Source organism: Neolewinella sp., assembly GCF_965214665.1.
Classification (GTDB): domain Bacteria; phylum Bacteroidota; class Bacteroidia; order Chitinophagales; family Saprospiraceae; genus Neolewinella.
The window spans coordinates 3,548,267-3,569,766 of sequence record NZ_OZ243970.1; the positions used below are offsets into that span (position 1 = coordinate 3,548,267).

Below are 21,500 nucleotides of genomic sequence, written 5' to 3' on the forward strand. Positions count from 1 at the left end.
ATGCGGTCTTCCCCGATAGCTATCGGGGCGCCAGCAAAATGCAGCCTCTGGCTGCGCTTACTCTCCGCACCATGGGCCGACAATCCACCCGCCACAAATACCGCAGCCGCGGCGATAAGAATCGGTCTACCGCCCGGGCGGTACGGCTGATCCTCCTGGCGGTAGTGCTCTTCGGCTTATTCATGCTAATACGTCACCTGATCCGCTGGTGGCCGTATTACGCTTCGTACTTCGAGTAGCGGCTCCCGGCTTCCAGCCGGGGCGACCGGGCCGTGGAGGCCCGGCAACTGAGCCGCACAGCTCCACACACCACCAGCGCAGCCAGAGGCTGCATTTTTCTGCCGCCCCGATAGCTATCGGGGGAGGCAGCATTGTACTGACCCCTACCGCAGGTCAAGAATATTCCCCATCCGAAAGCACTTCCGGCAGCGCGCCTCGTACTGGTCCCGCTCCCCCAGCACTACCGTATCCGTATCGGGAGTAAGGCGGTAGGAGTGGGTGGCCAGATTGCCGCAGTGGCTACAGATGGCGTGTACCTTAGTGATATACTCGGCCACCGCCAGCAGGTCGCACATGGGGCCGAAAGGCTGACCGCGAAAGTCCATATCCAGGCCGGCAATGATCAAGCGCTTGCCGCGGTGGGCGAGCTCCTGGGTGTGCTTGACCACGTCGCGGTCGAAGAACTGCGCCTCGTCGAGCCCGATGACGGTAACCTCCTTACCGACCTCCAGCAGTTGGGCGGACTGGCTGATCGGCGTAGCTACAAATGAATTGCTATCGTGAGAAACCACACTCTCCTCCGCATACCGGGTATCGACACTAGGCTTGTAAACGGCCACCTGCTGACCGGCAATACGCGCCCGCTTAAGCCGCCGGATCAGCTCCTCGGTCTTACCCGAAAACATGGAGCCACAGATAACTTCCAACCAGCCGCTGCGTTGACCGCTGAAGTGAGGTTCTAAAAACATACGCGCCGCCGTACTTTGGCCGGCGAAGGTACCACAAAAGCTAGAGGCCCATGCCCCCGATCTCCAAAGCCGACCGACTCCTCCGCCGCATCACCACCCTGCACGAACAGCTGCAACAGGACGATGATACTCCTTCGCGCCTAGAACGTGACCTGATGCTGGGCTACCTACGGGAGCTCTACACCGTGTACACCGAGCTTGACGAACCAAAAGAAGAACCGGCTCAAAAAAAAGAGAATACCCCGGAACCTGCCAGCAGCCCCCCCACGACCGTAACCCAACAACCCAAAGACCCAACGACCCAACCCCCCACACCTCCAACGACCGTAACCCCCACACCTCCAACGACCGTAACCCAACAACTCAACAACCCAACAACCCAACCCCCCACACCTCCAACGACCGTAACCCAACAACTCAACAACCCAACAACCCAACCCCCACCCCCCGTACCCCCCCCGCCGGCCCCTACGTTTACGGCCCACACCGCACGTGTAGAACCGATGGTCTCCGACCGGCCCGCCCCGAACCCCCCGCAGCCGGCCCCCGCCCCCAACCTGAGCCCGGAAGTGCAGGACCTCTTCGAAGAAAAAGACCAGAGTGGCATCGCCGGCCGCATGATGCGCCAGCGGGTCACCGACCTCAACCGCGCGCTGAGTATCAACAACCGGGTGCTGTTTGCCAATAAGCTCTTCGACGGCAATGACGGGCTCAACGATGCCCTGAAAACCCTCAATCTGCGGGGCAGCTTCGCCAACGCTAAACCCCTACTGATCGACCTGGCCCAGCAGCACGACTGGGCGCGCGAAGACCGGCAGGAAACCGCCCGGGAATTCATCGACCTGGTGCGCCGCCGGTATGCTTAAGCCTACAAACACGACCATGCCCCGTACCCTCAAGCCCTGCCCCGACTCCCCCAACTGCGTCAGTACCCAGACCGACCAGCCGAAGAAGAAGCGCGACCCCATCCCCTTCGAGGGCACCGCCGTAGAGGCCACTGCCCGCCTCAAAAAGCTGCTGGCCGATACCCCCCGTACCACGCTGGCGGAGGAAGACGGGCACTACCTGCACTATACCTTTAAGACCTGGCCGATCCCCTACATTGATGACGTAGAATTCATCGTCGATCCGGAGGCTAGAGTGATCCACTACCGCAGCGCCAGTCGGGTGGGGCATAGTGACCTAGGCGTGAACGGACGGCGGATGGCGAAGGTGGTAGCGGCGTTCGCCGCGGAGTAACCGTCCGACGCTTGCAAGCGTCGGACGGTTAGCGATCACCGGGGAATCTCGATTCCCTGCAAAATCTCCTTGATCACGTCCCGCGTACCGAAGCCCTCCATCTCCCGCTCCGGCGTAAGGATAATGCGGTGGTTGAGGGCGGGGAAGGCCACGAGCTGAATGTCATCGGGGGTGACAAAGTCCCGGCCGGCCAGGGCAGCTACAGCTTTTGACAGGCGTAGAATCGCTAGCGAAGCCCGCGGACTAGCCCCCAGGTAAAGATCGGGATGGGTACGCGTACGGTACACCACCGCAGCAATGTAGTCGAGCAGTTCATCGCGAATGAACACCTTTTCCACCACCGCCCGGTACTCCGCTACTTGCGCCTTACTCAGTACGGCCCGTACCTCTTCCTGCTGCCGCTGCATGAAGTCACTACGGAAGCGGTAGAGAATGTCACGCTCCTCCGTTTGGTCCGGATAATCCACCACCACGCGCACCAGGAAGCGGTCGAGCTGGGCCTCCGGCAGGCGGTAGGTACCCTCCTGCTCGATGGGGTTCTGGGTGGCGATGACGAAGAAGGGGTCGGGCAGGCTGTGGGTCGTACCGTCCACCGTCACCTGCTGCTCGGCCATCACCTCGAAGAGGGCCGCCTGGGTCTTGGCCGGCGCGCGGTTGATCTCGTCGATCAGGATCAGGTTGCCGAACACCGGTCCGCGGTTGAAGACAAAACGGGCGTCGGTGGAGTTAAGCACGGTGGTGCCGGTCACGTCGCTCGGCATCAGGTCGGGGGTAAACTGGATGCGGCGGTACTCGGCGTCGATGGTCTTGGCGATCAGGCGGGCGGTGAGCGTCTTAGCGATACCGGGTACGCCCTCTACCAGTACATGACCGCCGGCGAGGAGGGAGACGATCAGCAAGTCGATCAGGTCGCGCTGGCCGACAATGAGTTTACCGACCTCGGCCCGGATCCGGTCGGCGGCGGCGTGGAGGGCGTCGAGGTTGATGCGGTCTTCCGGGGCGAGGGTGTGTCCACCGGGGCGTTCTTCGCGCAGCTCACCCAGGGAGGGCGTCAATTCGGCGTCGTATTCGGGGGAACGTTCTGGGGCGGGGCCGCCGGTGCTAAGATCTTCCATAAATGCAACGCTAAAGGTAAGGCGCAAAGGCCGTGCGTAGGCTATTGAAGCGTTCCGGGAACCGGCTAGCGAATGCTGGTGCGTGGGTATGGAAGACGGTATAGGTGATGGCGGCCAGGTCCAGCTCCTCCAGACCGACGAAGTCCTTGAGCGCGCGCTCGGAGAAATCAGTCAGCTGTTCGACCTCATAATAGCTCAATTGCTGGGCCTCAAGGGTAGTACGCACCCCGGGGTCGGTGTACATCAGGGCGCGACTGTACTCGTACACCCCGAGCTGTAGGTACTTGTGCGGCTCGACGACCGAGCGGATGAGGTAATTGAGGGTATAGATAACCAGACCATCCTCCGGATGTAGCTCCGAGGCGTGTAGCCGTTCGTGCATTGGTGTGGGGAACAGATGCTTGTAGAACACTACGTTCTCGAAGCCCGGAATCAGAAACTCCTCCCGGTAAAGGGTCACCGTAGCGGCGGAGGCGGACACCATCAGCCGCACGTCTTGGGGAATATTGTCGATCGCCAGGCCGGTAAACTCGGTGTTCTCGCGCAGCAGAAAGGCCCGGCGGCGGAACTCCCGTTTGCCGTCTAGATCCAGTGCCCGGTAGAGCGGAAAGCGCTCCAGTAATGGAGCCAGCTCGGTGGGCAGGTCCGGCGGGTGGGTCTTCCAGTACCGCCAGCGGATCTGGGGGGCTAATGCGTAGGTACCCGCCGCAGCCACGGCCGGCAGCACCAGCAGCCAGGTGGAGGGCTCCCCCGCCTGCCAGGTCAGCACCAGCCCCAGTAGGATGAGGCAGCCGGCGGCGAGGTAGATGGCGCGGACGGGGTCCATGGGAATCAAATTGTGCTCATTTGTACGTGCGATCGGACCCGAATGTTGTATATTGGGCGGTACCCCGGAGAGCCGCAACACCATCTGCTATGATGAACGAAGAAGTGCGGACCATCATGACCACCGACGTGGTCACCGCCCACCCCTTTCAGTCCGTCGGCGACGTCGCCAAGGTCATGCTCCGCCAGCAACTCCAACAACTTCCGGTCGTAGACGCCACGGGCCATCTAGTCGGCCTCATCACCTCCTACGATATGTGGCGCGACGTGCGCCGTAACCGCAACAGCGAGAACCGCACGGTAGGTGAGGTGATGAACACCCACGTCGTCAAGCTCACGCCGAAGGATAAAGTCGGCACCGCCGCCGAGCTCTTCATGGATCGCCGCTTTAAGACCCTGCCGGTGGTGAACCTGCGGGGCGAGCTTAAGGGGGTGGTCACGGCCTTCGACGTGATTCGCTACTCCCTGCGTAAGGAGTACCGCGAGCCTATCCTTTACCGGGAGGTGCTGCTGTAGTACAATGCTGCCTCTGGCAGCGGTGTGCCGCGCAACCTATGGTTGCGGCGGAAAAAGTCTTTACGTCATTGTACCTTGAAGCATGACGACTAAAGTCGTCGCTACAGCTATGCGCACTCACCTTCTCTGCCTTCTCCTACTGGCCTGCACCTGCGTGCCCGCCCAGACTACCGTACACGTCACCCTGCCGGAAAGCCTCGCCGATTCTGCCCTTACCGGACGCCTCCTCCTGCTACTCTCCCGGGACAGCACCGCCGAGCCCCGCTTCCAGCTCAGCGATGGACCGGAGACCCAGCTTGCCTTCGGCCGTAACGTGACCGACTGGCAGCCCGGCACCACCCTATCCATCACCGCCGACGACCGGGGCTACCCCCTCACTACGCTCGCCGACGTACCGCCCGGTACCTACCGCGCCCAGGTGCTGCTACATAAGTACGAGACCTTCCACCGCAGCGACGGCCACACCGTACAGCTACCTATGGACCGCGGCGAAGGTCAGCAGTGGAACCGCGCGCCCGGCAACCTGATCAGTACCCCGGTGACGATCACCCTGAGCGACGAACGCGGCGGCCCCATCGACCTAGCCTTCGACCAGGCCATCCCAGAAATTGCCGAGCCCGATGATACCGATTACGTCAAGCACATCAAGATCCGCTCCGAGCTACTGAGCGATTTCTGGGGCCGCGACATGTATCTCGGCGCCCACATGCTGCTACCGGAGGGCTGGGCCGAGCACCCCGACGTGAAGTACCCCCTGGCCATCATGCACGGCCACTTTCCCGATGACTTCGGCGGTTGGCGCACTACCCCGCCCGATACCACCGAGCCCTGCGTGTACAGTGCGCGCTTCGGCCTGGACTGCTACAACCGCACCGAGCAACAGGAGGCCTACGACTTTTACCGCACCTGGACCGGCCCGAATTTCCCCCGCGTCATCGCCATCGAGATCCAGCACGCCAACCCCTACTACGATGATAGCTACGCCGTCAACTCCGAGAACCTGGGCCCCTACGGCGATGCCATCACCTACGAGCTGATCCCCGAGATCGAGCGGCAGTTCCGGGGCATCGGCGAGGGCTGGGCACGCTTCGTGTATGGCGGCAGCACCGGCGGCTGGGAGGCCCTGGCCGTACAGGTGAAATACCCGGACGAATACGGCACCTGCTACGCCGCCTGTCCGGACCCCATCGACTTTCAGGCCTACACCGTAGTAAATCTATACGAAGACGCCAATGCCTACTACCTCGATAGCCCCTTCAAGCGCACCGAGCGGCCGGGGCACCGCGATAGCCTCGGGCACGTCTCCTCCACCCTGCGCGAGGCCAATATGCGCGAGCTCGTCCTGGGCGACAAGAGCCGCAGCGGACAGCAGTGGGACATCTGGGAGGCGGTGTACAGTCCGGTGGGTGACGACGGCTACCCCCGCCGCATCTGGGACAAAGTATCCGGCCGCATCGACCCCGCGGTAGCCGCCTACTGGCGCGACAACTACGACCTCACGCACATCATGCAGCGTGACTGGGCCACCCTAGGGCCGAAGCTACGGGGCAAGGTCAATATCTACGTTGGCGATATGGACAACTACTACCTTAACAATGCGGTGTACCTGACGGAGAAGTTTTTAAGGTCGAAGGACTTCGGCGGCGAGATCACCTACGGCGACCGGGCCGAGCACTGCTGGAACGGGGACCCGGAGCAGCCCAATGCGATCAGCCGGTTGCGGTACCACCAGATGTTTATCCCGAAGTGGGCGGGGAAGGTGGGGGAGTTGGCACCGGCTGGGGCAGATCTTAGTGGCTGGCGGTACTGAGTTTTAACCACAGCGTTGCACAGAGGGTGGCACAGCGTTACGCAGAGTGAACGCACCTAAACTCTGCGTAACGCTGTGCCCTACTTTGTGCTACTCTGTGGTTTTACCAAAGAAAGCTTCCTGCAAAGACCGCCAGTTCTCCTCCAGGTTCTGTAGGGGTAGGTACCCACGGGCCAGAGCGTACAACTCTCCGTCAGCAGACTCATACACCAGGGTAGGAAAGCCCGTCACCCCGAAGCGCTGGGAAAGGGCGAAGTCAGCCTCTGCTTTTTCGAGGTAAGCGGGGTTATCCATTTTAGTCAAGAAATTTTCCCGATCGACCCCAAGTGCGGCTGCCCGATCAGCGTAGGCCGCGTGATCCAGTGGCTTGATACCGTCGTAGTAGATCGCCCGTTGCAGTACCGCCGCATAGTCCAGCGCCCGCTCCGGCTGCTGCTCCTGAAACACAGCCATCGCCACGGCCGCCGGCACCGAGGTAAACACCGCACTCCCCTCCTCCAGAATATCGCGCAAGAATGGCTGCCCGAACTCCACCCCACAGCGGTCCTCCACCACCCTATACGCCTGCTTGATGTAGCCGGCCACCTCCCCGATCGGCCCGATCCGCTCCCCCGTGATCATCCCTCCAGACACCACCTGCACCGGCACCTCCCGATGCCGCCGCGCAAACTCCGTGATCACCGGGCTAAACCCGTAGCACCACCCACACAGCGCATCGTAACAGTAGTACAATCTTTCCATACTGCCCCAACATCCCAGTCAGCGCGTCCGGTTCACGCTGCCACACCTATTACACCCGCCGCAGGCAACTCCGTGTCCTCCCTCTGCCGCAGGCAGCCTTCTTCCCTGCCACACCCGCCTCTGTGAAACCTCCGTGAATACCTCCGTGTGGCCGTCAGGCCATCTGTGGTGAACCCTTCAACAAGCGGTAGCAAGCCCTACCCCCTACACCACATTAATCTCCCCAGCCCGAAACATCTCCCCCATCTTATCATAAGTCCCATCCTCCAACTTACTCCGTACCGCCTTAAAGGCATCCAGCGTAGTCTGAATATCGGCCTCCGTATGCTCGGCCGTAGGAATGAGGCGCAGGATCAGTTGCCCCTGGGGGATTACCGGCGGCAGCACCACGCTACAGAAGATCCCGTAGTTCTCCCGCATATCGTAAATCAGGGCCCCGGCCTCGTAGGGCGTACCATTCATGTACACCGGCGTCACGCAGGCTCCGGTGTTGCCGATGTCGAAGCCGGCCTCGCGAAGCCCATCCTGTAGGTGGCGCACGTTCTTCCACAGCTTTTCCCGCAGCTCGGGCTGCTCGCGCAGCAGCCGCAGCCGCACCAGTGCCCCCTTCACCATCGGCATACACAGGCTCTTGGCGAACACCTGACTACGCAGGTTATACCGCATGAACTCGATGATCTCCTCATCCGCACTCACGAAGGCCCCGAAGCCCGACATGGCCTTGGCGAAGGTGCTGAAGTAGATATCAATTTCGTCCTGTACACCCTGCTCCTCACCGGCCCCGGCCCCGGTAGCGCCCATGGTACCGAAGCCGTGGGCATCATCGACCAGCAGCCGGAAGCCGTACTTCTCCTTGTGCTCGACGATCTTCTTGAGGATACCCTGCTCGCCGCGCATACCGAAGACGCCCTCGGTCACGACCAGGATGCCGGAATCACGCTTTTCGGCCTCGGCCTTGGCCTGCTCCATCCGCACCAGGAAATGGTTGATGTCATTATGCTTGAAGGCGTACTTCGGTCCCTGGTGCATGCGGATACCGTCCATAATACAGGCGTGGTCGTCGCGGTCGTAGACCACCACGTCGTGGCGCGTCAGACAGGCATCTACGATCGACATAATCCCCTGGTAGCCAAAGTTTAGCAGCAGTGCCCCCTCCTTCTGGGTAAACTCCGCCAGCTCCCTTTCCAGCTGGATGTGGGCGTCCGTTTCTCCGCTCATGATGCGCGCACCCATGGGGTAGGCCATGCCGTATTCGGCAGCGGCTTCGGCGTCGGCCTTCCGTACCTCCGGGTGGTTGGTGATGCCCAGGTAAGAGTTGATGCTCCAGATGATGCACTCCTTACCGCGGAAGGTCATACGTGGTCCCAGCGGCCCCTCCAGCTTAGGAAAGGAGAAATAGCCGTGGGCCACGTCCTGGTACTGTCCCAGGGGCCCTTTGAACTCGCGAAACTTGTCGAATAGGTCTTTCATGGTCGGGGTATTGGAGGGCAAAGGTACGAAGTGGGGGGGAGGTGGTAAGGGGGGGCGGGGTCGCGGGATGCGGTGTAGAGGGCACAAGAATTTATCATGTTGATGAAACATTATGTTTGTCGTGCATATTAAGCCATCATGCCATTTTACAATCGTACAACCGAAATTAAGCGGATCGAAGCAGCCCGTGCGCGCGTCCGCCCCCAGTGTATTGTAATTTACGGTAGAAGGCGGTGCGGCAAATCCACCCTGCTACAACAAACGATGCGGGAAGGCGACGTCTACTTTATGGCTACACAGAGCGATGCCGCCGTACAGCGCCAACAGCTTGCCCGGGCGCTCGATGCCCAACTGCCTGGATTCAGTCGCGGTACGTACGGCGACTGGTCTACGCTTTTTGCTGCCCTGACCGAGCGGCCGCGTAGTCGTTTCGCGCTGATCCTCGATGAGTTCCCTTATCTCGTGAAGGCCGATACCTCAGTGCCTAGCGTACTACAGCGCTTGCTAGAGGATCGCGAAGCACTCCATATGGACGTAATCCTCTGTGGTTCTTCCCAGCAGATGATGCAGGACTATATCCTGCACGCGGCGGCACCGCTTTACGGTCGGGCTGACGAGATCATTAAGGTCGTTCCGCTTCGCGCCGGATGGCTGGGTGAACATTTAATAGAACAGTCCAGCCAAACAATCATCGAGGAATACGCTACCTGGGGGGGAGTGCCCCGGTACTGGAAACTACGGAGTAATTATGGTACCTATACTGAGGCGGTACGACAGCTTGTGCTTGACCCCATCGGTATCCTACACGAGGAGCCGACGCGGCTGCTGCTAGATGATATGCGCGACCCGGGACTATCCAGTGCCCTACTCTCGGTGGTAGCCAACGGAGCACATAAACTCACCGAGATCGGGGGCCGGCTCAATAAGCCCACTACCGATCTGAACCGACCCCTCAACCGACTCATCTCACTCGGGTACCTCAAACGCGAAAAACCCTACGGCGCCAGCGTACGCGATAAGAAGCGTAATCTTTATATACACTGCTATACATGAGGGCTAGCTGAGCGGTCCGGCGGGAGTAGGAAAAGTGAGTGGATGTTGGTACCTTTTGGATTACCACATCTTGAAAGAACCAATGACTCATCCACTCTTGGACCAAGTTAAGGCAAGCTGCCCGGACTTACCCGATCACCTGCTCAACAACCTGTTCATCACCGCCCAGAGCATCTACCTAAGCCGTTCGTGCAACCTGGCCAGGGCCAAGGATTTCGTACCCCAGGTGATCGGTTCGGCGGCCGCGGCTAAGTCCCGTCCGCAGGCTAACTACACCCGCCTGATTCGCACGGTGAAAAGCGCGGTAAGTGAGGAGTTTTACGATCAGGTCCAGCGGGCCCTGCATCACTTCCGCCTGGCGATGATCAACTGTTTCTCCAAACGAGCGATTCGCCGGGCCAAACAACTGGTGCTGGACGGTACGTCCTGGGGTTGCCGTGATGGGCAGGTGCACCTGATGACCCTGGCCCTGGTCGTAGACGGGGTAGCCGTACCCATCGCCAGCATCGATCTGGCCAAGAAGGGTCACTCCTCTCAGCAAGAACGGGCCGCCTTACTGGCGCGAGCCGCCGAGCAGTATGATCTGGCGGGCATGACCTTACTGGCCGACCGGGAATACATTGGCCAGGAGTGGTTCGCTACCCTTGCCGAGTATGAAATCAACTTTGTCATCCGCCTTAAGGCCGGTATCTACCATCAGGCGATCAACGAAAGCCGGGGCAAGAACTGCCAAGGGATGTGCGCTAAACTGCGGCGGTGTAAGAAGAAGGCACGTATCAGTAAACCGATTCAGTTGGGCGGAAAATCCTTTTACTACGTCGTGGTACGTAACCCCAAGGCCGACCATCCCGACGAGGACGAGTTTGTCTTTTTGCTCACCAGTCTACGACGTGCTGACCAAGCGCATAAACAGTACAGTGTGCGCTGGAGTATCGAGGTCACCTTCGGTCACCTCAAGACCAACGGTTTTGATCTGGAGGCCATGCGCGTAGAAGGCACCGCCAAGCGGGAGCTACTGCTCCAACTGGTCAGCCTGGCCTATATCTGGATGTGTGCCCAGGGGCTGAAGTTTTATCGCAAGTATCCCACGAGCCGACAGACCAAGTGGGATGGCAAACGGCAAGTCAGGACGCTGGTCCACTCCATTTTCCGCCAAGGAATGAGTTGGGTGATCATCCAACTAGCCAAACCGGCGGCGCTATTGCGAAAGGTCGCTAACAAAATCGACCGGATTCATAATATCCCCTGGGCTCATGTATAGCAGTGTAATCTTTATAAGGTGCACGATCCATTTATGCGGTTTTATTACCGCTATGTTTTTCCCGCCCTAAGTGAGCTTGAACTAGGATTGACAGATCGTGTGTTAGCGCAACTCCAAACTACCCTACCTGGCTTCGTCAGTTATGAGTGGGAGGAATTGTGCCGCACGGCGGTGTCCCTGAACACACTACCCGGTGGACCTTACCGGCTGGCCCGCCGCTGGTGGGGTAACGACCGCGACGGTAAGGCCATGGAACTAGACTTTGTTACCGAGTCAGTGGACGGCAGCGTACTCCTGGTAGGAGAGTGCAAATGGTCGGACCTAGATAACGCGGAGGTCCTTACGGAAGAACTACGTCAAAAAGCTGAGCGCCTACCCCTCTACCGAAAGCAGGAAATACGTACGGTGATCGCCGCTCGATCTTTCGTACAGCCACCACGGGGGGAGTCACTAAACCCTGAAATAGTCCTGGCAGCGTTACGATGACTATATAGCACAAATGACACGCACGACTGACGTTGCACCCCCGATAGCTATCGGGGCCCCGCCCGCGCCCTGACCTACCGAACCACCACACGCCGAGTAACCACCTCCAGCCCCTCCCCCTCCAGGCGAGCCACGTACACCCCCTCCGGCAACTGCCCCACCTCCAGGCGGGTAATGCCGGCCGGGTAGCGCCCCTCTAGCACCCGACGGCCGGTGGCGTCGAAGAGTGAAAGGTGGTAGGGGTAAGTAGCCTCCACGCTAAGCTGGCCGGAGGTAGGATTGGGGTAGAGGAGCACCCCGGTGACCGGATCGACCGTCTTGCTAGCGGGAGATGCCACACGGGCCACTGCGTTTGCGCCCGCGCCCGGGATCAGCCGCCAGCGTTGGCTGTTGCCATTGTCGAAACTGCGGCTGAGGGCCAGGCGGTTGCCGCCCACTTCCTCGATGTCGAGCAGCTTGCCCGGGGCGTGGACGGGCTCGAAGCGGTAAGTGCCATCGCCTACGGGCAGGGCGCGCCACTGCTGGTTGCCGCGGCCGTGGCGGGCGTAGATGATGATGGGCGCGTTGGTAGCCGTACTGGCACCCGATACGTCGAGCCGCTTGCCGGGGGCGTGCTGGGGCTCAAGCTCGTAGATCCCGTCGCCACGGCTGATGAATTTCCACTGCTGGTTCAGATTACCGTTTCTGCGCCAGCCCAGGACCTGGGTACTATTGGCGGTAGCGGCACCGCGTACGTCGAGCCGTAGCGTGGTGTTGTACTGGGGCTCCATCTCGTAAACGGCCCCGTCCACGATGCCGTTGTCGGGGGTTTCGGACCACCGGGCAACACCGGCCGCCTCCGTAGCGCCCGCCGCCACAAAATTTCCCCCGGCAAAGAGGTCGGTGCCGTTGGCCGCAAGGCCCAGGGCATTGATCTGATTGTCGGTGCCCACCTCTTTTTTAGTACCGAGTGCTTCCCACCCGTCTGCGGGGCTCCAGCGGGCGATGTTTTTGACGATAAAGCTTTGAGTCGCATCACTGGCCGCCGTTTCAAAGTTACCCCCGGCGTAGAGGTAGTCCCCGTCGTAGACCAGTGCATTGACGTTGCCGCTGACGCCGCCGCCCAGGGGCTGCCACCCGCCGCCGGACCGGTCCCACCGCGCAATGCGGTTCACCGTACGGTCGCCGGCGATGGCGAAGTTGCCGCCGATGTATACCGTAGTCGGAGTGACCGCGATCGCCTGCACGAAACCGCTGGTGCCCTGGCCTAGCGTACCCCAGCTGCTGCCATTAAAGGTAGCGATGCGGTTAGCTGTTCTGCCCCCCGCGCTGGCGAAGTTACCGCCGACGTAGAGCACCCCGTTCGCGTCGAAGGCGATCGAGCGGATCTCATTATTGGTGCCAGCTACGCCGGTACCGGAGTCGGTCAGGGCCGACCAGCTACCGTTCCACCGGGCGATGTTGTTGACGGCCCGGCCTCCGGCGGTAGCAAAGGGGCCACCTGTGTAGAGCGCACCCTCGCTACTGACCCCGAGGGCCAGGACGGGACCATCCGTACCCGCACCCAGGGCACGCCACGTGCTACCGTTCCACACTGCAATGTTGCGGGCGCTCACGCCACCGATGGTCGTGAATTCCCCACCAGCGTAGAGCTGGCCGTTGGTTCCGAGAGCCAGAGCACTGATTTTACCGTTAGAACCCGTAGAGAGGGCCTTCCAGCCCTGGGCCTCGGTGTATACCGCGATGTTGCCCGCACTAGTACCTCCGGCGGTTGCAAAATCACCGGCGGCGTACACCGTGTTGCCATCGACTACTACGGCCTCCACCGTCCCGTTGATGCCTCCGGCGAGCGCCTGCCAGCTACCGACGCCGTCGATGGCGGTGGTGGTAGGCTCGGGCGCGTCCTCATCGACGAAGCGGTAGAGCTGCGCCGACTGCCCGTAGCCGCTGAAGTACAGCTCCCCCGACTCATCGAGCCCGAAGCTTGACACATTCTCTCCGTTCGTACGGAATAAGAACTGCTCGGAGGCCTCCCCGCTGGCGGCATCGTAGGTCAGGGCCCACACCCTGCCCGATACGTAGTCGCCGTAGATAAGTTTATCCTTGATCGCCGGATTGTTCAGGCTGCCACGGTACACGTACCCCAGGGTGATGGATACATCGCCGTTGTTGTGGTTATAGGCGTAGACGGGCTTCCGGTCGGGCGTGGTGACCAGCGTGGTAGAGCTGCTGAAGGTACTGTTGGCCTCGAAGCGGTTCCAGCCGTAGTTGCCGCCCCGCTCGATCAGGTTGATCTCCTCGAACTTTCCCTGACCGACGTCGCCGCCCCAGAGCCGTCCGGTAGTCCCATCGAAGGAAAATTTCCAGGTGTTGCGTAGTCCCCAGGCGTAGAGCTCATCCAGGCCACTGCGGCCCCGGCGGGGGTTATCGGCGGGGATTTCGTAGTTGCCGTTCGGCAGGTCCGGGTTACTTTCCAGTGGGTTGCTGCCGTCGACGTCCACGTCGATGCGTAGGATGCTACCGAATATCGTATTCAGGTTCTGCGCATTGCCCTGGGGGTCACCGCCGCCGCCGCCGTCACCCAGCGAGGCGTAGAGGTAGCCGTCGGGGCCAAAGGCGATCTTGCCGCCGTTGTGGTTGGAGTTGTTCTGGTTTTTGTCGAAGCTGAAGATGTCGAGGCGCGAGGCGGGGTTCGCCCGATTGGGATTATTCGCACTTACCTGGTACCGGGCCAGCACCAGCTCCACGTTGATGCCGCTTACCTGACTCCGGCGGGTGTGGTAGACGTAGAAGAAGCCGTTAGAGGCATACTGTGGGTGGAAGGCCAGCCCGAGTAGCCCGATCTCCTGTCCGCTCGAGAAGCTCACGATGTCGGTGATGTCCAGGAAAGTCTGAGCAGCACCTACCATCTGCTCATTAGCAAATACTTTGATCCTGCCGGCCTGTTCTACCACGAAGAGGCGGTCACTGCCATCCCCCGGTTGTTGTATCTCTACCGGGAAGGCAAAGCGCAGTTCCGGGAAGGCCGGCTCAAAAGAGATGCTTTCCTGAGCGGTCAGGGGGTAAAATAGGACGGAGATAATGGCTAGGCTAAACAGCTTAGCAAGGTCACGAGTAAAAAACTTCATGCAAGTAGGGTGTGGCGGGGTCGCTAGCTCAGACGGGGAACAAGGTATGGCAATTATTTGCTGTACACAAGCTCACGGTTTTAAGAAATTTTACCATTAGGGAAGATAACCAACAATTCTACTGTACCAAGAGCCGCTGCTGTACCCTCCCTAGCTCGCCCTGGAGCCTTATCACGTACACGCCCGGCGCAAGGCCGGAGGTTTCTAGACTCACCCGCCCACCGGCACTGCTGAAGGTCCGCACCAACCGTCCTCCAAGGTCAAATAAGGAAATTTGGGCTGTGGAACTGTTGTAGGTCACGGTTACCCGGCTGGCGGTGGGATTGGGGTAGAGCTCCATCAGCGGAGGAGCTGGTTCGAGGGGCGATTTTACCGCAGGGGGAGACTGTGCAATCGTAGCCGCAGGCGGGGTTTCAACCGCTTTGACCACCAGTAAGTCCACATTCGGACCGCTACTGCCCAGGGTCTCCATGGTTACCCGGTGGCGACCCACTCCGTAGAGGCGGGTGGTAGCGGCGGGGACTACCGTATTCCAGGTATTCCAGCCGTTGCGGGGGCAGAGGTCTTCCTCAAGCAGGGGGGAGCCATCTACGGAGATGCGTACGGGGCGGGGACCGGTAGTGTCGGCCTGGGCCATGATAAACTCCAGGGCATAGGTGCCGGAACTGGGAATGTCGATGATCCAGTCGATGTACTCCGGGCCACCCTCATCCAGAAAGTCTACGAAGCCGGTACCGCTGTAGCCGGGGTGATCCGTGGCCACGGCGGCCCCCAACAAACTGGCGTCCTCCGCCTCGTAGGCGAGCTGCTCGGGAAGACCGACGAGGGCGGTGAGGTAGTTGGTCTGGGCACCATTGGCCGGATCGGCTAGGGTGCCGCCCAACACGATGGGGGAAAACTCGCCGGCAGGAAACACCTTGGTGTACACCTCCAGGTAGCGGGTGCCCGGGTCGGTGGTGCCGATACGCTCGGACGTGCGGGTCCAGCCGGCCCCCTCGCCGAGCCACGCGGGCACGCGGCTGGCGCGGGGGTCATAGCCTACATAAGCAATGACCGGTTTACGGGCAAAGACCCGGAGGTAGTCAGGGGAGGTTTCCGTTTTATCGGCGTTAGTTGGTAGAACGAAGGTGGCCCCCTGGAGGTAGGCCGGCAGGGAGGTGATGAGGTAGCTGCGGTCGGTGTAGTAGGTATCCCCTACGTTGAGTTTGGCTACGGCATAGGAGGGGTAGGCGCTGGCTACCTCCAGTCGCTCGATCAGATCATCCTCCGGACTTGGTATCTTTTCGGCGGTCGTCCCGTAGGCATTGACGGAAAACACATAGAAGTCCGCCCCGGCGGTTTGGGTATATACCCCCCAGCCGAAATGACCGAGCTGAGCCACTGTGGTGTCTACGGCCTGTAGAATGGGGGTGGCAGAGTATCCATTGCCCTCATCCAGGTAGACCTCGATCAGCCCACTCTGGTAGCGCGCGATTTGAAATCGGTAGAGCTGCTCGTCATTCAAGTTGATAACCTGCCGGTCTAGGGTGGTAAGGTCAAAGAAATTGTCCTCGCTAAAACCCAGGGTGAGGCTGCTACCCCCACTACCCACCGAGGCGGGGAGGTAGCGTAGGGAGTAGCCCCGGTCTACCTCCGGATCGGCCTGCCCGAAGGTGAAGCGCATCTCGCGTTGGTACGTCTGCTTGAACCCGTAGGCGCTGGTTTCCAGGATGTAGGAGGGACTGGAAAAAGCCCGCTTGGTGATTAGGGGCTGGCTATTGGCTACACTCCGCGGTTTGACCGCGTAGCCCAGTTCTTCTACGCCCGCCAGCTCGTAGCCGAAGAGCCAGTCGCGGCCGTTGATAAACCAATCGTCGAGTAAGTTGCCGCCCCGGAAATCCTCCTCGAAGATCGGATCTCCGGGCACCGCTTGGGCGTGGGCCGCAGGGCTAATGGCAAGCAAGAAGAAGAGCGGGAGCAGGGAAAATAGGGTAGCGGTACGGGCATTCATCTAGTTGTATGGTCAGCGCCACGCCCGTAGACAGCTCGTGTCACAGGGGGGCCGGTTAGGAAAGAACTTACAACTAGGGCTAAGTCGGGGGGGTGGGCTCCGCAGCCCGACTTCACTGCAAGCGTGCAAACCGAGGCGGGGGAAAGGTGTGGTGCCAAACAAATTTAATCATTTATTTGGTAAAAGCTAATTTTCTGGTGACTAAATAAACTTAACTCATTCCACCACCCGCTCGCCCGCCCCCAGAGACTCCCGTAGACCCCAACCTACGAACTCCCCCATCACGCCCTCCGGCAGCACCACCGTGTACCGCGGCCTATCACCTTCCGGGCGGGGCTCGCACACCATTCGGATCTCCCCCCGTGGCGTAGGCACTACAGCCGTGTAACCGAAGTCAGCCACCTCCGCCGGCTGGATACGCACCGTAGCAAAGCCCGGCGAGGCCGGCCGAATGCCCGCCACCAGGGAGGGCAAGTGATAGTTGGGACTGCTGCTCCAGGCGTGGCAATCGGAGCGCGTCTCGCCGGGCTTCTCGGGGTAGGTGGTGAAGCCCAGATCGAGGTAGCCGCGCCACTGGTCCAGGAAGGCAGGGTATAGATCGGCGCGGCCGGCAGCCCGCAGCGCCTCGGCCAGGTAGAAATCGAAGTAGGCGGACGACTGGGTCAGCGTAGTGTCTTTCAGCACGCGCGCTAGTACCTCCTCCTTCGGCACCGGCAGTCCGTCGTTGAGGATGCCCATGATGTTGGCGTGCTGACTGAAGGTGGTACCCTGCGGCGTATCGCGTAGCAAACCCCGCCCCGCATCCCAGCATAGCGTCTGTACCGCTGCGGTAACCGCCGAAGCCCGCGCGGTATAATCACCGGCATCCTCCGTAAAATCCAACGCGCCGAAAACCTCCCCCGCGGCCCGCAGCGCCATCGCGTACTGTCCGCTAATAATGGCGCTGCCGCCCTCCAGCGGCGGCACCCCGCCGATGCGTAGCTCGCTGTCCCAGGGCCACTCGGGGGTCCAGTCGACGTAGTTCCAGTAGGGGGTGGGGCCCACCAGTCCGTTCGCTAGCTCATGCCGCCGGTACCAATCGAGTACGGCACGCACTCCGTCGAGCCGCTCGCGCACGAAGGCCGCATCGCCGGTGTGCATTAGGTAATCGTAGACCATCATCACCCACATGAGGGAGTAGGGCGGGATCACCTGTCCGGTATGATCGGGGTAGCGGCTCATGGTCAGCCCCTCGGCCATGCGGCTGTGGTCGAAGAGTTCGATGGCCTTGCGCATCAGCCGGGCATCTCCGCTCACGTACAGACTGATCAGGGCCTGAATTCGCGTATCCCCCACGTACTGCAGCTGCTCGTAGTAGGGGCAGTCCACGTAGGTCTCCTGGGCGCAGAGTCGGGCGGTACGCCACCCTACTACGAGGATGTCCCCGATGCGGCGCTCTCCGTCCGGACTCGTAAAGCTGCCCACCTCCCGGAAGGGGTAGGCAATCTCCTCCACCTCCAGACCCCGTAGCCGCAGGGGCTCGTCGGCTGTCTCATAGCTCACCTGCAGGTAGCGCGCGGTGCGGAACCAGAGGGTGGTGTAGGTCCGCTCATCCCCCGCCGTCAGGTACTCGTCGTACACCCCTCGTATGTGCTTACCGGCGATGCTGTCGCGGTGGCCCTTGCCGCCATCGGCGTCGAAGAGGCTCTCGGCGTAGGTGACGGTGAGCTTTGCACCTGCGCCCCCGGCAGTCTGCCACCTGAAGAAGGCGTTCGTCAGTTGGCCCATGTCGAGGAGGAAGCTATCGCGGGTACCGGCCGGCAGCAGGGTATCGGTGAAGGGGCCTACTCGCCGGTCTTCGCGGATCACTGCGGGTGGGGGGAGTGGGCGGAGTTCCAGCGGGGGGATTTGGCGCGGGACTAGGGGCCAGTACATTTCCGTACCTACGCCCCGGGGATTGGCCCGCAGGAGGGGTACGGCCGCTTCCTCTACATTGCTTGCACCTGCGCCCCCGCCCAGTTTGTTGCCGTCGATACGCAGCTGGGGGCCGGCCACGATGTAGGTGCCCAGTCGCTCGCGGGAGCCGGTGATGGGAGCGTAGGCCTCGTCGCAGCGAGTAGACCAAGTAGCATCGGTACGTAGCTCAGCAAAGGTTTCCCCCCGGGGTTGTAGGAGGAAGGCCGTGCGGTAGCTCTCCTGGGACCAGGGCCGGTCGATGCCGTAGTTCCAGACCGTGGCGGTGATGGTATTCGAGCCGGGCTGGAGGTAGGGCCGCAGCTCGTAGGTTTCGTAGCGCCAGTGTAGGCGGTCGCTGCGGGCCGGTCCCATGCCTACACGCTGGCCGTTGACGTAGAGTTGGTAGCGGTTGTCGGCCGAGACCATGACGGGCAGGCTATCGGGCAGACTGGGCAGGTCGAACGTACGGCGGAAGTGCACCACGGCAAAGTCAGTGGCGGGGGCGCAGGATGCAGTGATCCAGGCGGCGGGCCAGGGGCGCTCGTTCCAGTCCGGGGGCGGAGATTGGGCCATAGCACACAGGCTGTAACCGAAAAGCAAAACCAGGAGCAGCCGCATGGGTGAGGGATTGGGGGGTACAAAGTACGGTGTGCGGTGGGTACGGGCGGGGGTGCTATCTTACCGGGCCTTTACTAAACGCCGTGACGTCGATGAAAAACCTATTCGCTACGCTATGCTTCGCCGTGCTGGCTACCTGCCTGTCGGACTGCGGAGATACCAATGCTACCCGCGCTACCTCTGCTGCTGAGACAGCCATGGTCGCCGACACTACCCCAGGGGAATGGATCACCCTCTTCGACGGCAGCAGCACCGACGGCTGGCGGGGCTACAACGCCGAGACGCTGCCCCCCGGCTGGGTGGCCCGCGACGGGATGCTGCTCTTCGATACCGAGGTAGAGCTGGAGCAAGACTACACCGGGGGCAAGGACATCCTCTACGGCGACCGCGAGTTCGACAACTTCGAGCTAGAGTGGGACTGGAAGATCCCGGAGGGCGGTAACAGCGGCGTGCTATACCACGTGCAGGAGGGCTACGACGCCCCCTCGGACATTGCCCCCGAGTATCAATTGATCGATGATGAGGGCTACGCGGCAATTCACGACCTGACGGGCTACAACAGCCAGTTCGGCGTGGAGCACCCGGAGCAGCTGCAGGACTGGCAGCGCACGGGGGCGGATTACGCTATGCATACCCCCGACCCCGCCAAAAAGCAGCTCAATCCGGCCGGGGAGTGGAATAGCAGCCGCATTGTCTTCACCCCCGAGCGGGCGGAGCACTGGCTGAACGGCGAGTTGCTACTCAGCTTCGTGCCCTGGTCGGAGGAATGGGAGGAAAAGCGCGACTCCGGTAAGTGGAAGGATACGCCGGACTACGGGAAGTTCCGCTCGGGCTATATTGTCCTACAGGACCACGGCAGTCCGCTGTGGTTTCGCAACATCCGCATCCGCGAGCTTTAAAATCGATCGATCGTGCAAAGAAGGAAATTCATTCAGGGAAGTGCGTTGCTGGCCGCCGCCGCCGTGCTGCCGGGCTGTGCTGTGAAAAACGCAGCGCCCCAAAACAACCGCCTCCGTACCGCCCACATCGGCGTAGGCTACCAGGGCATGGAGGATATGAAGGCCATAGCCTCCCATCCCGCCGTGGAGGTCGTGGCGCTCTGTGACGTCGATGCCAAAGCGCTGGCCGCCGCCCAGGCCCTGCACCCGCAGGCCCGTACCTACGCCGACTACCGTACGATGCTCGACGAGCTGGGCGACGAAATCGACGCCGTGCTCGTCTCCACCCCCGACCACACCCACGCCCCGGCCGCCCTGCTGGCCATGGGCATGGACAAGCCGGTGTACTGTCAGAAGCCGCTGACCCACCACGTAAGTGAGGCCCGCGAAATGGCCCGCGTGGCCCGCGACCGCAAGCTGGTGACGCAGATGGGCATCCAGGTACACAGCTTTTACGACTACCGGGTGGGTACTCAGCTGGTGCAGTCGGGCATCATCGGTAAGGTGAGCACCGTGCGGGCCTGGTCGCCGAAGAACTGGGGCTACGACGGTCCGCCACCCGCCGAGGCCGATCCCGTACCCGAGGGCCTAAACTGGAATCTCTGGCTCGGCACCGCCCCCGAGCGGCCCTACGCCGAGGACCGCTACCACCCCGGCAAGTGGCGGCAGATCATGGACTACGGCTGCGGCACCCTGGGCGATATGGGCGTGCACATCTTCGACACCCCCTATAATGCACTGGGGCTGGACGTGCCGCTGACGGTGCGCAACGAATGCCGTCCGCCGACCGGCTACGGCTTTCCGGAGCACAACGTGGTGACCTACGAGTTTCCCGGCACGGAGTACACGGCGGAGCGGATGACGTGGGTATGGTCCGACGGCCCCGGCGCCCCCGATGCCCACCCCGAGCTGGAGCTACCCAATAGCGACGAGCTGCCCGACCAGGGGGCCATGTTTGTCGGTGAGAAGGGCCGCCTGCTCCTGCCCCACTTCATGCAGGAGCCGCGACTGATCGTAGATGGGCAGTATCGGGACATCAGCGCGGAGATCACCGCAGCGGCTGAAGCCTTGGAGCTCGGAGAGGTGATCCGCAATTACGAGACGGAAAGCCCGAAGCATTACCACCAATTTGTCGATGCTTGTCTAGGGGAGGGGCAGACTACGGCTCCCTTCAGCTACGGGGCCCGGCTTACGGAGGTGATCCTGCTGGGTACGATCGCCGGTCGGTTTCCGGGGCAGACGCTGCACTGGGAGGCGGGTGCGGGGCGGTTTGCGGAGGAGGAGGCTAATGGGTATTTGGCTGGGGCGTATCGGGCGTTTTAGGGGGCGCGTGTTTTGTGGGGGCGGGTGCGCGGGTGCGGTGATCGTGCAAGCGGTCGTGGAGGCCGTCGTGGTAGCTCGGGTAGGCCTGGGAGCCTACCCGAGGGA

At 61.4% G+C, this 21,500-nt stretch carries 18 protein-coding genes; 10 read left to right on the top strand and 8 right to left on the bottom strand.

Translation table 11 applies throughout. The features are described 5' to 3' along the window. Positions 1-71 precede the first annotated feature (71 nt). Entirely contained in the window at positions 72-239 is a 168-nt protein-coding gene (locus tag ACOOHD_RS15230) for a hypothetical protein (RefSeq protein ID WP_420458737.1), read from the top strand. Positions 240-383: 144 nt separating this feature from the next. Here the strand turns inward: ACOOHD_RS15230 and ACOOHD_RS15235 are convergent, their stop codons facing one another. Further along, positions 384-968 (bottom strand): thymidine kinase, encoded by a 585-nt coding sequence (locus tag ACOOHD_RS15235; RefSeq protein ID WP_420458738.1) that lies wholly within the window; start codon positions 966-968, stop codon positions 384-386. A 50-nt stretch (positions 969-1,018) separates the two neighbouring features. Here ACOOHD_RS15235 and ACOOHD_RS15240 point away from each other — a divergent pair, with 50 nt between their 5' ends. Further along, on the top strand, positions 1,019-1,834 hold the full coding sequence (locus ACOOHD_RS15240; RefSeq protein WP_420458739.1) for a hypothetical protein: 816 nt from the start codon (positions 1,019-1,021) through the stop codon (positions 1,832-1,834). Between the two features lie 16 nt (positions 1,835-1,850). Beyond that, positions 1,851-2,207, top strand: a complete 357-nt coding sequence (locus ACOOHD_RS15245; protein WP_420458740.1) for a DUF1499 domain-containing protein — start codon at positions 1,851-1,853, stop codon at positions 2,205-2,207. Positions 2,208-2,242: 35 nt separating this feature from the next. Here the strand turns inward: ACOOHD_RS15245 and ACOOHD_RS15250 are convergent, their stop codons facing one another. Both ACOOHD_RS15250 and ACOOHD_RS15255 read right to left on the bottom strand, forming a co-directional pair. Then, the gene (locus tag ACOOHD_RS15250) at positions 2,243-3,322 is read right to left on the bottom strand and encodes an AAA family ATPase (protein ID WP_420458741.1); all 1,080 of its coding nucleotides are present in this window, start codon (positions 3,320-3,322) and stop codon (positions 2,243-2,245) included. 10 nt (positions 3,323-3,332) lie between these two features. Next, on the bottom strand, positions 3,333-4,148 hold the full coding sequence (locus tag ACOOHD_RS15255) for a zinc-dependent peptidase (RefSeq protein ID WP_420458742.1): 816 nt from the start codon (positions 4,146-4,148) through the stop codon (positions 3,333-3,335). An 89-nt stretch (positions 4,149-4,237) separates the two neighbouring features. Between ACOOHD_RS15255 and ACOOHD_RS15260 the strand changes: the two genes are divergently transcribed. Further along, positions 4,238-4,663: an HPP family protein gene (locus tag ACOOHD_RS15260; protein ID WP_420458743.1), complete on the top strand. Its 426-nt coding sequence runs from the start codon at positions 4,238-4,240 to the stop codon at positions 4,661-4,663. An 82-nt stretch (positions 4,664-4,745) separates the two neighbouring features. Next, on the top strand, positions 4,746-6,473 hold the full coding sequence (locus tag ACOOHD_RS15265) for an alpha/beta hydrolase-fold protein (RefSeq protein ID WP_420458744.1): 1,728 nt from the start codon (positions 4,746-4,748) through the stop codon (positions 6,471-6,473). A 90-nt stretch (positions 6,474-6,563) separates the two neighbouring features. Here ACOOHD_RS15265 and ACOOHD_RS15270 read toward each other — a convergent pair whose 3' ends face one another. Next, positions 6,564-7,214, bottom strand: a complete 651-nt coding sequence (locus ACOOHD_RS15270) for a DsbA family protein (protein ID WP_420458745.1) — start codon at positions 7,212-7,214, stop codon at positions 6,564-6,566. A gap of 204 nt (positions 7,215-7,418) precedes the next feature. Beyond that, positions 7,419-8,684 carry an aminotransferase class I/II-fold pyridoxal phosphate-dependent enzyme gene (locus tag ACOOHD_RS15275; protein WP_420458746.1) on the bottom strand — a complete coding sequence of 422 codons (1,266 nt, stop codon included), beginning with the start codon at positions 8,682-8,684 and terminating at the stop codon, positions 7,419-7,421. 138 nt (positions 8,685-8,822) lie between these two features. Between ACOOHD_RS15275 and ACOOHD_RS15280 the strand changes: the two genes are divergently transcribed. From ACOOHD_RS15280 to ACOOHD_RS15290, 3 genes are all read left to right on the top strand, one after another. Then, on the top strand, positions 8,823-9,737 hold the full coding sequence (locus ACOOHD_RS15280) for an AAA family ATPase (RefSeq protein WP_420458747.1): 915 nt from the start codon (positions 8,823-8,825) through the stop codon (positions 9,735-9,737). An 82-nt stretch (positions 9,738-9,819) separates the two neighbouring features. Further along, on the top strand, positions 9,820-10,998 hold the full coding sequence (locus ACOOHD_RS15285; RefSeq protein ID WP_420458460.1) for a transposase: 1,179 nt from the start codon (positions 9,820-9,822) through the stop codon (positions 10,996-10,998). Positions 10,999-11,016: 18 nt separating this feature from the next. Beyond that, positions 11,017-11,484 (top strand): DUF234 domain-containing protein, encoded by a 468-nt coding sequence (locus tag ACOOHD_RS15290; protein WP_420458748.1) that lies wholly within the window; start codon positions 11,017-11,019, stop codon positions 11,482-11,484. Between the two features lie 74 nt (positions 11,485-11,558). Here ACOOHD_RS15290 and ACOOHD_RS15295 read toward each other — a convergent pair whose 3' ends face one another. The 3 genes from ACOOHD_RS15295 to ACOOHD_RS15305 all read right to left on the bottom strand — a co-directional run bounded on the left by ACOOHD_RS15295 (position 11,559) and on the right by ACOOHD_RS15305 (position 19,134). Beyond that, the gene (locus ACOOHD_RS15295; RefSeq protein ID WP_420458749.1) at positions 11,559-14,591 is read right to left on the bottom strand and encodes a PQQ-dependent sugar dehydrogenase; all 3,033 of its coding nucleotides are present in this window, start codon (positions 14,589-14,591) and stop codon (positions 11,559-11,561) included. A gap of 118 nt (positions 14,592-14,709) precedes the next feature. After that, entirely contained in the window at positions 14,710-16,581 is a 1,872-nt protein-coding gene (locus ACOOHD_RS15300; RefSeq protein ID WP_420458750.1) for a T9SS type A sorting domain-containing protein, read from the bottom strand. A gap of 216 nt (positions 16,582-16,797) precedes the next feature. After that, positions 16,798-19,134 (bottom strand): family 78 glycoside hydrolase catalytic domain, encoded by a 2,337-nt coding sequence (locus tag ACOOHD_RS15305; protein WP_420458751.1) that lies wholly within the window; start codon positions 19,132-19,134, stop codon positions 16,798-16,800. A 92-nt stretch (positions 19,135-19,226) separates the two neighbouring features. Here ACOOHD_RS15305 and ACOOHD_RS15310 point away from each other — a divergent pair, with 92 nt between their 5' ends. Together ACOOHD_RS15310 and ACOOHD_RS15315 are read left to right on the top strand one after the other, a co-directional pair. After that, positions 19,227-20,033, top strand: a complete 807-nt coding sequence (locus ACOOHD_RS15310) for a 3-keto-disaccharide hydrolase (protein ID WP_420458752.1) — start codon at positions 19,227-19,229, stop codon at positions 20,031-20,033. Between the two features lie 12 nt (positions 20,034-20,045). After that, entirely contained in the window at positions 20,046-21,395 is a 1,350-nt protein-coding gene (locus ACOOHD_RS15315; protein WP_420458753.1) for a Gfo/Idh/MocA family protein, read from the top strand. Positions 21,396-21,500 lie beyond the last annotated feature (105 nt).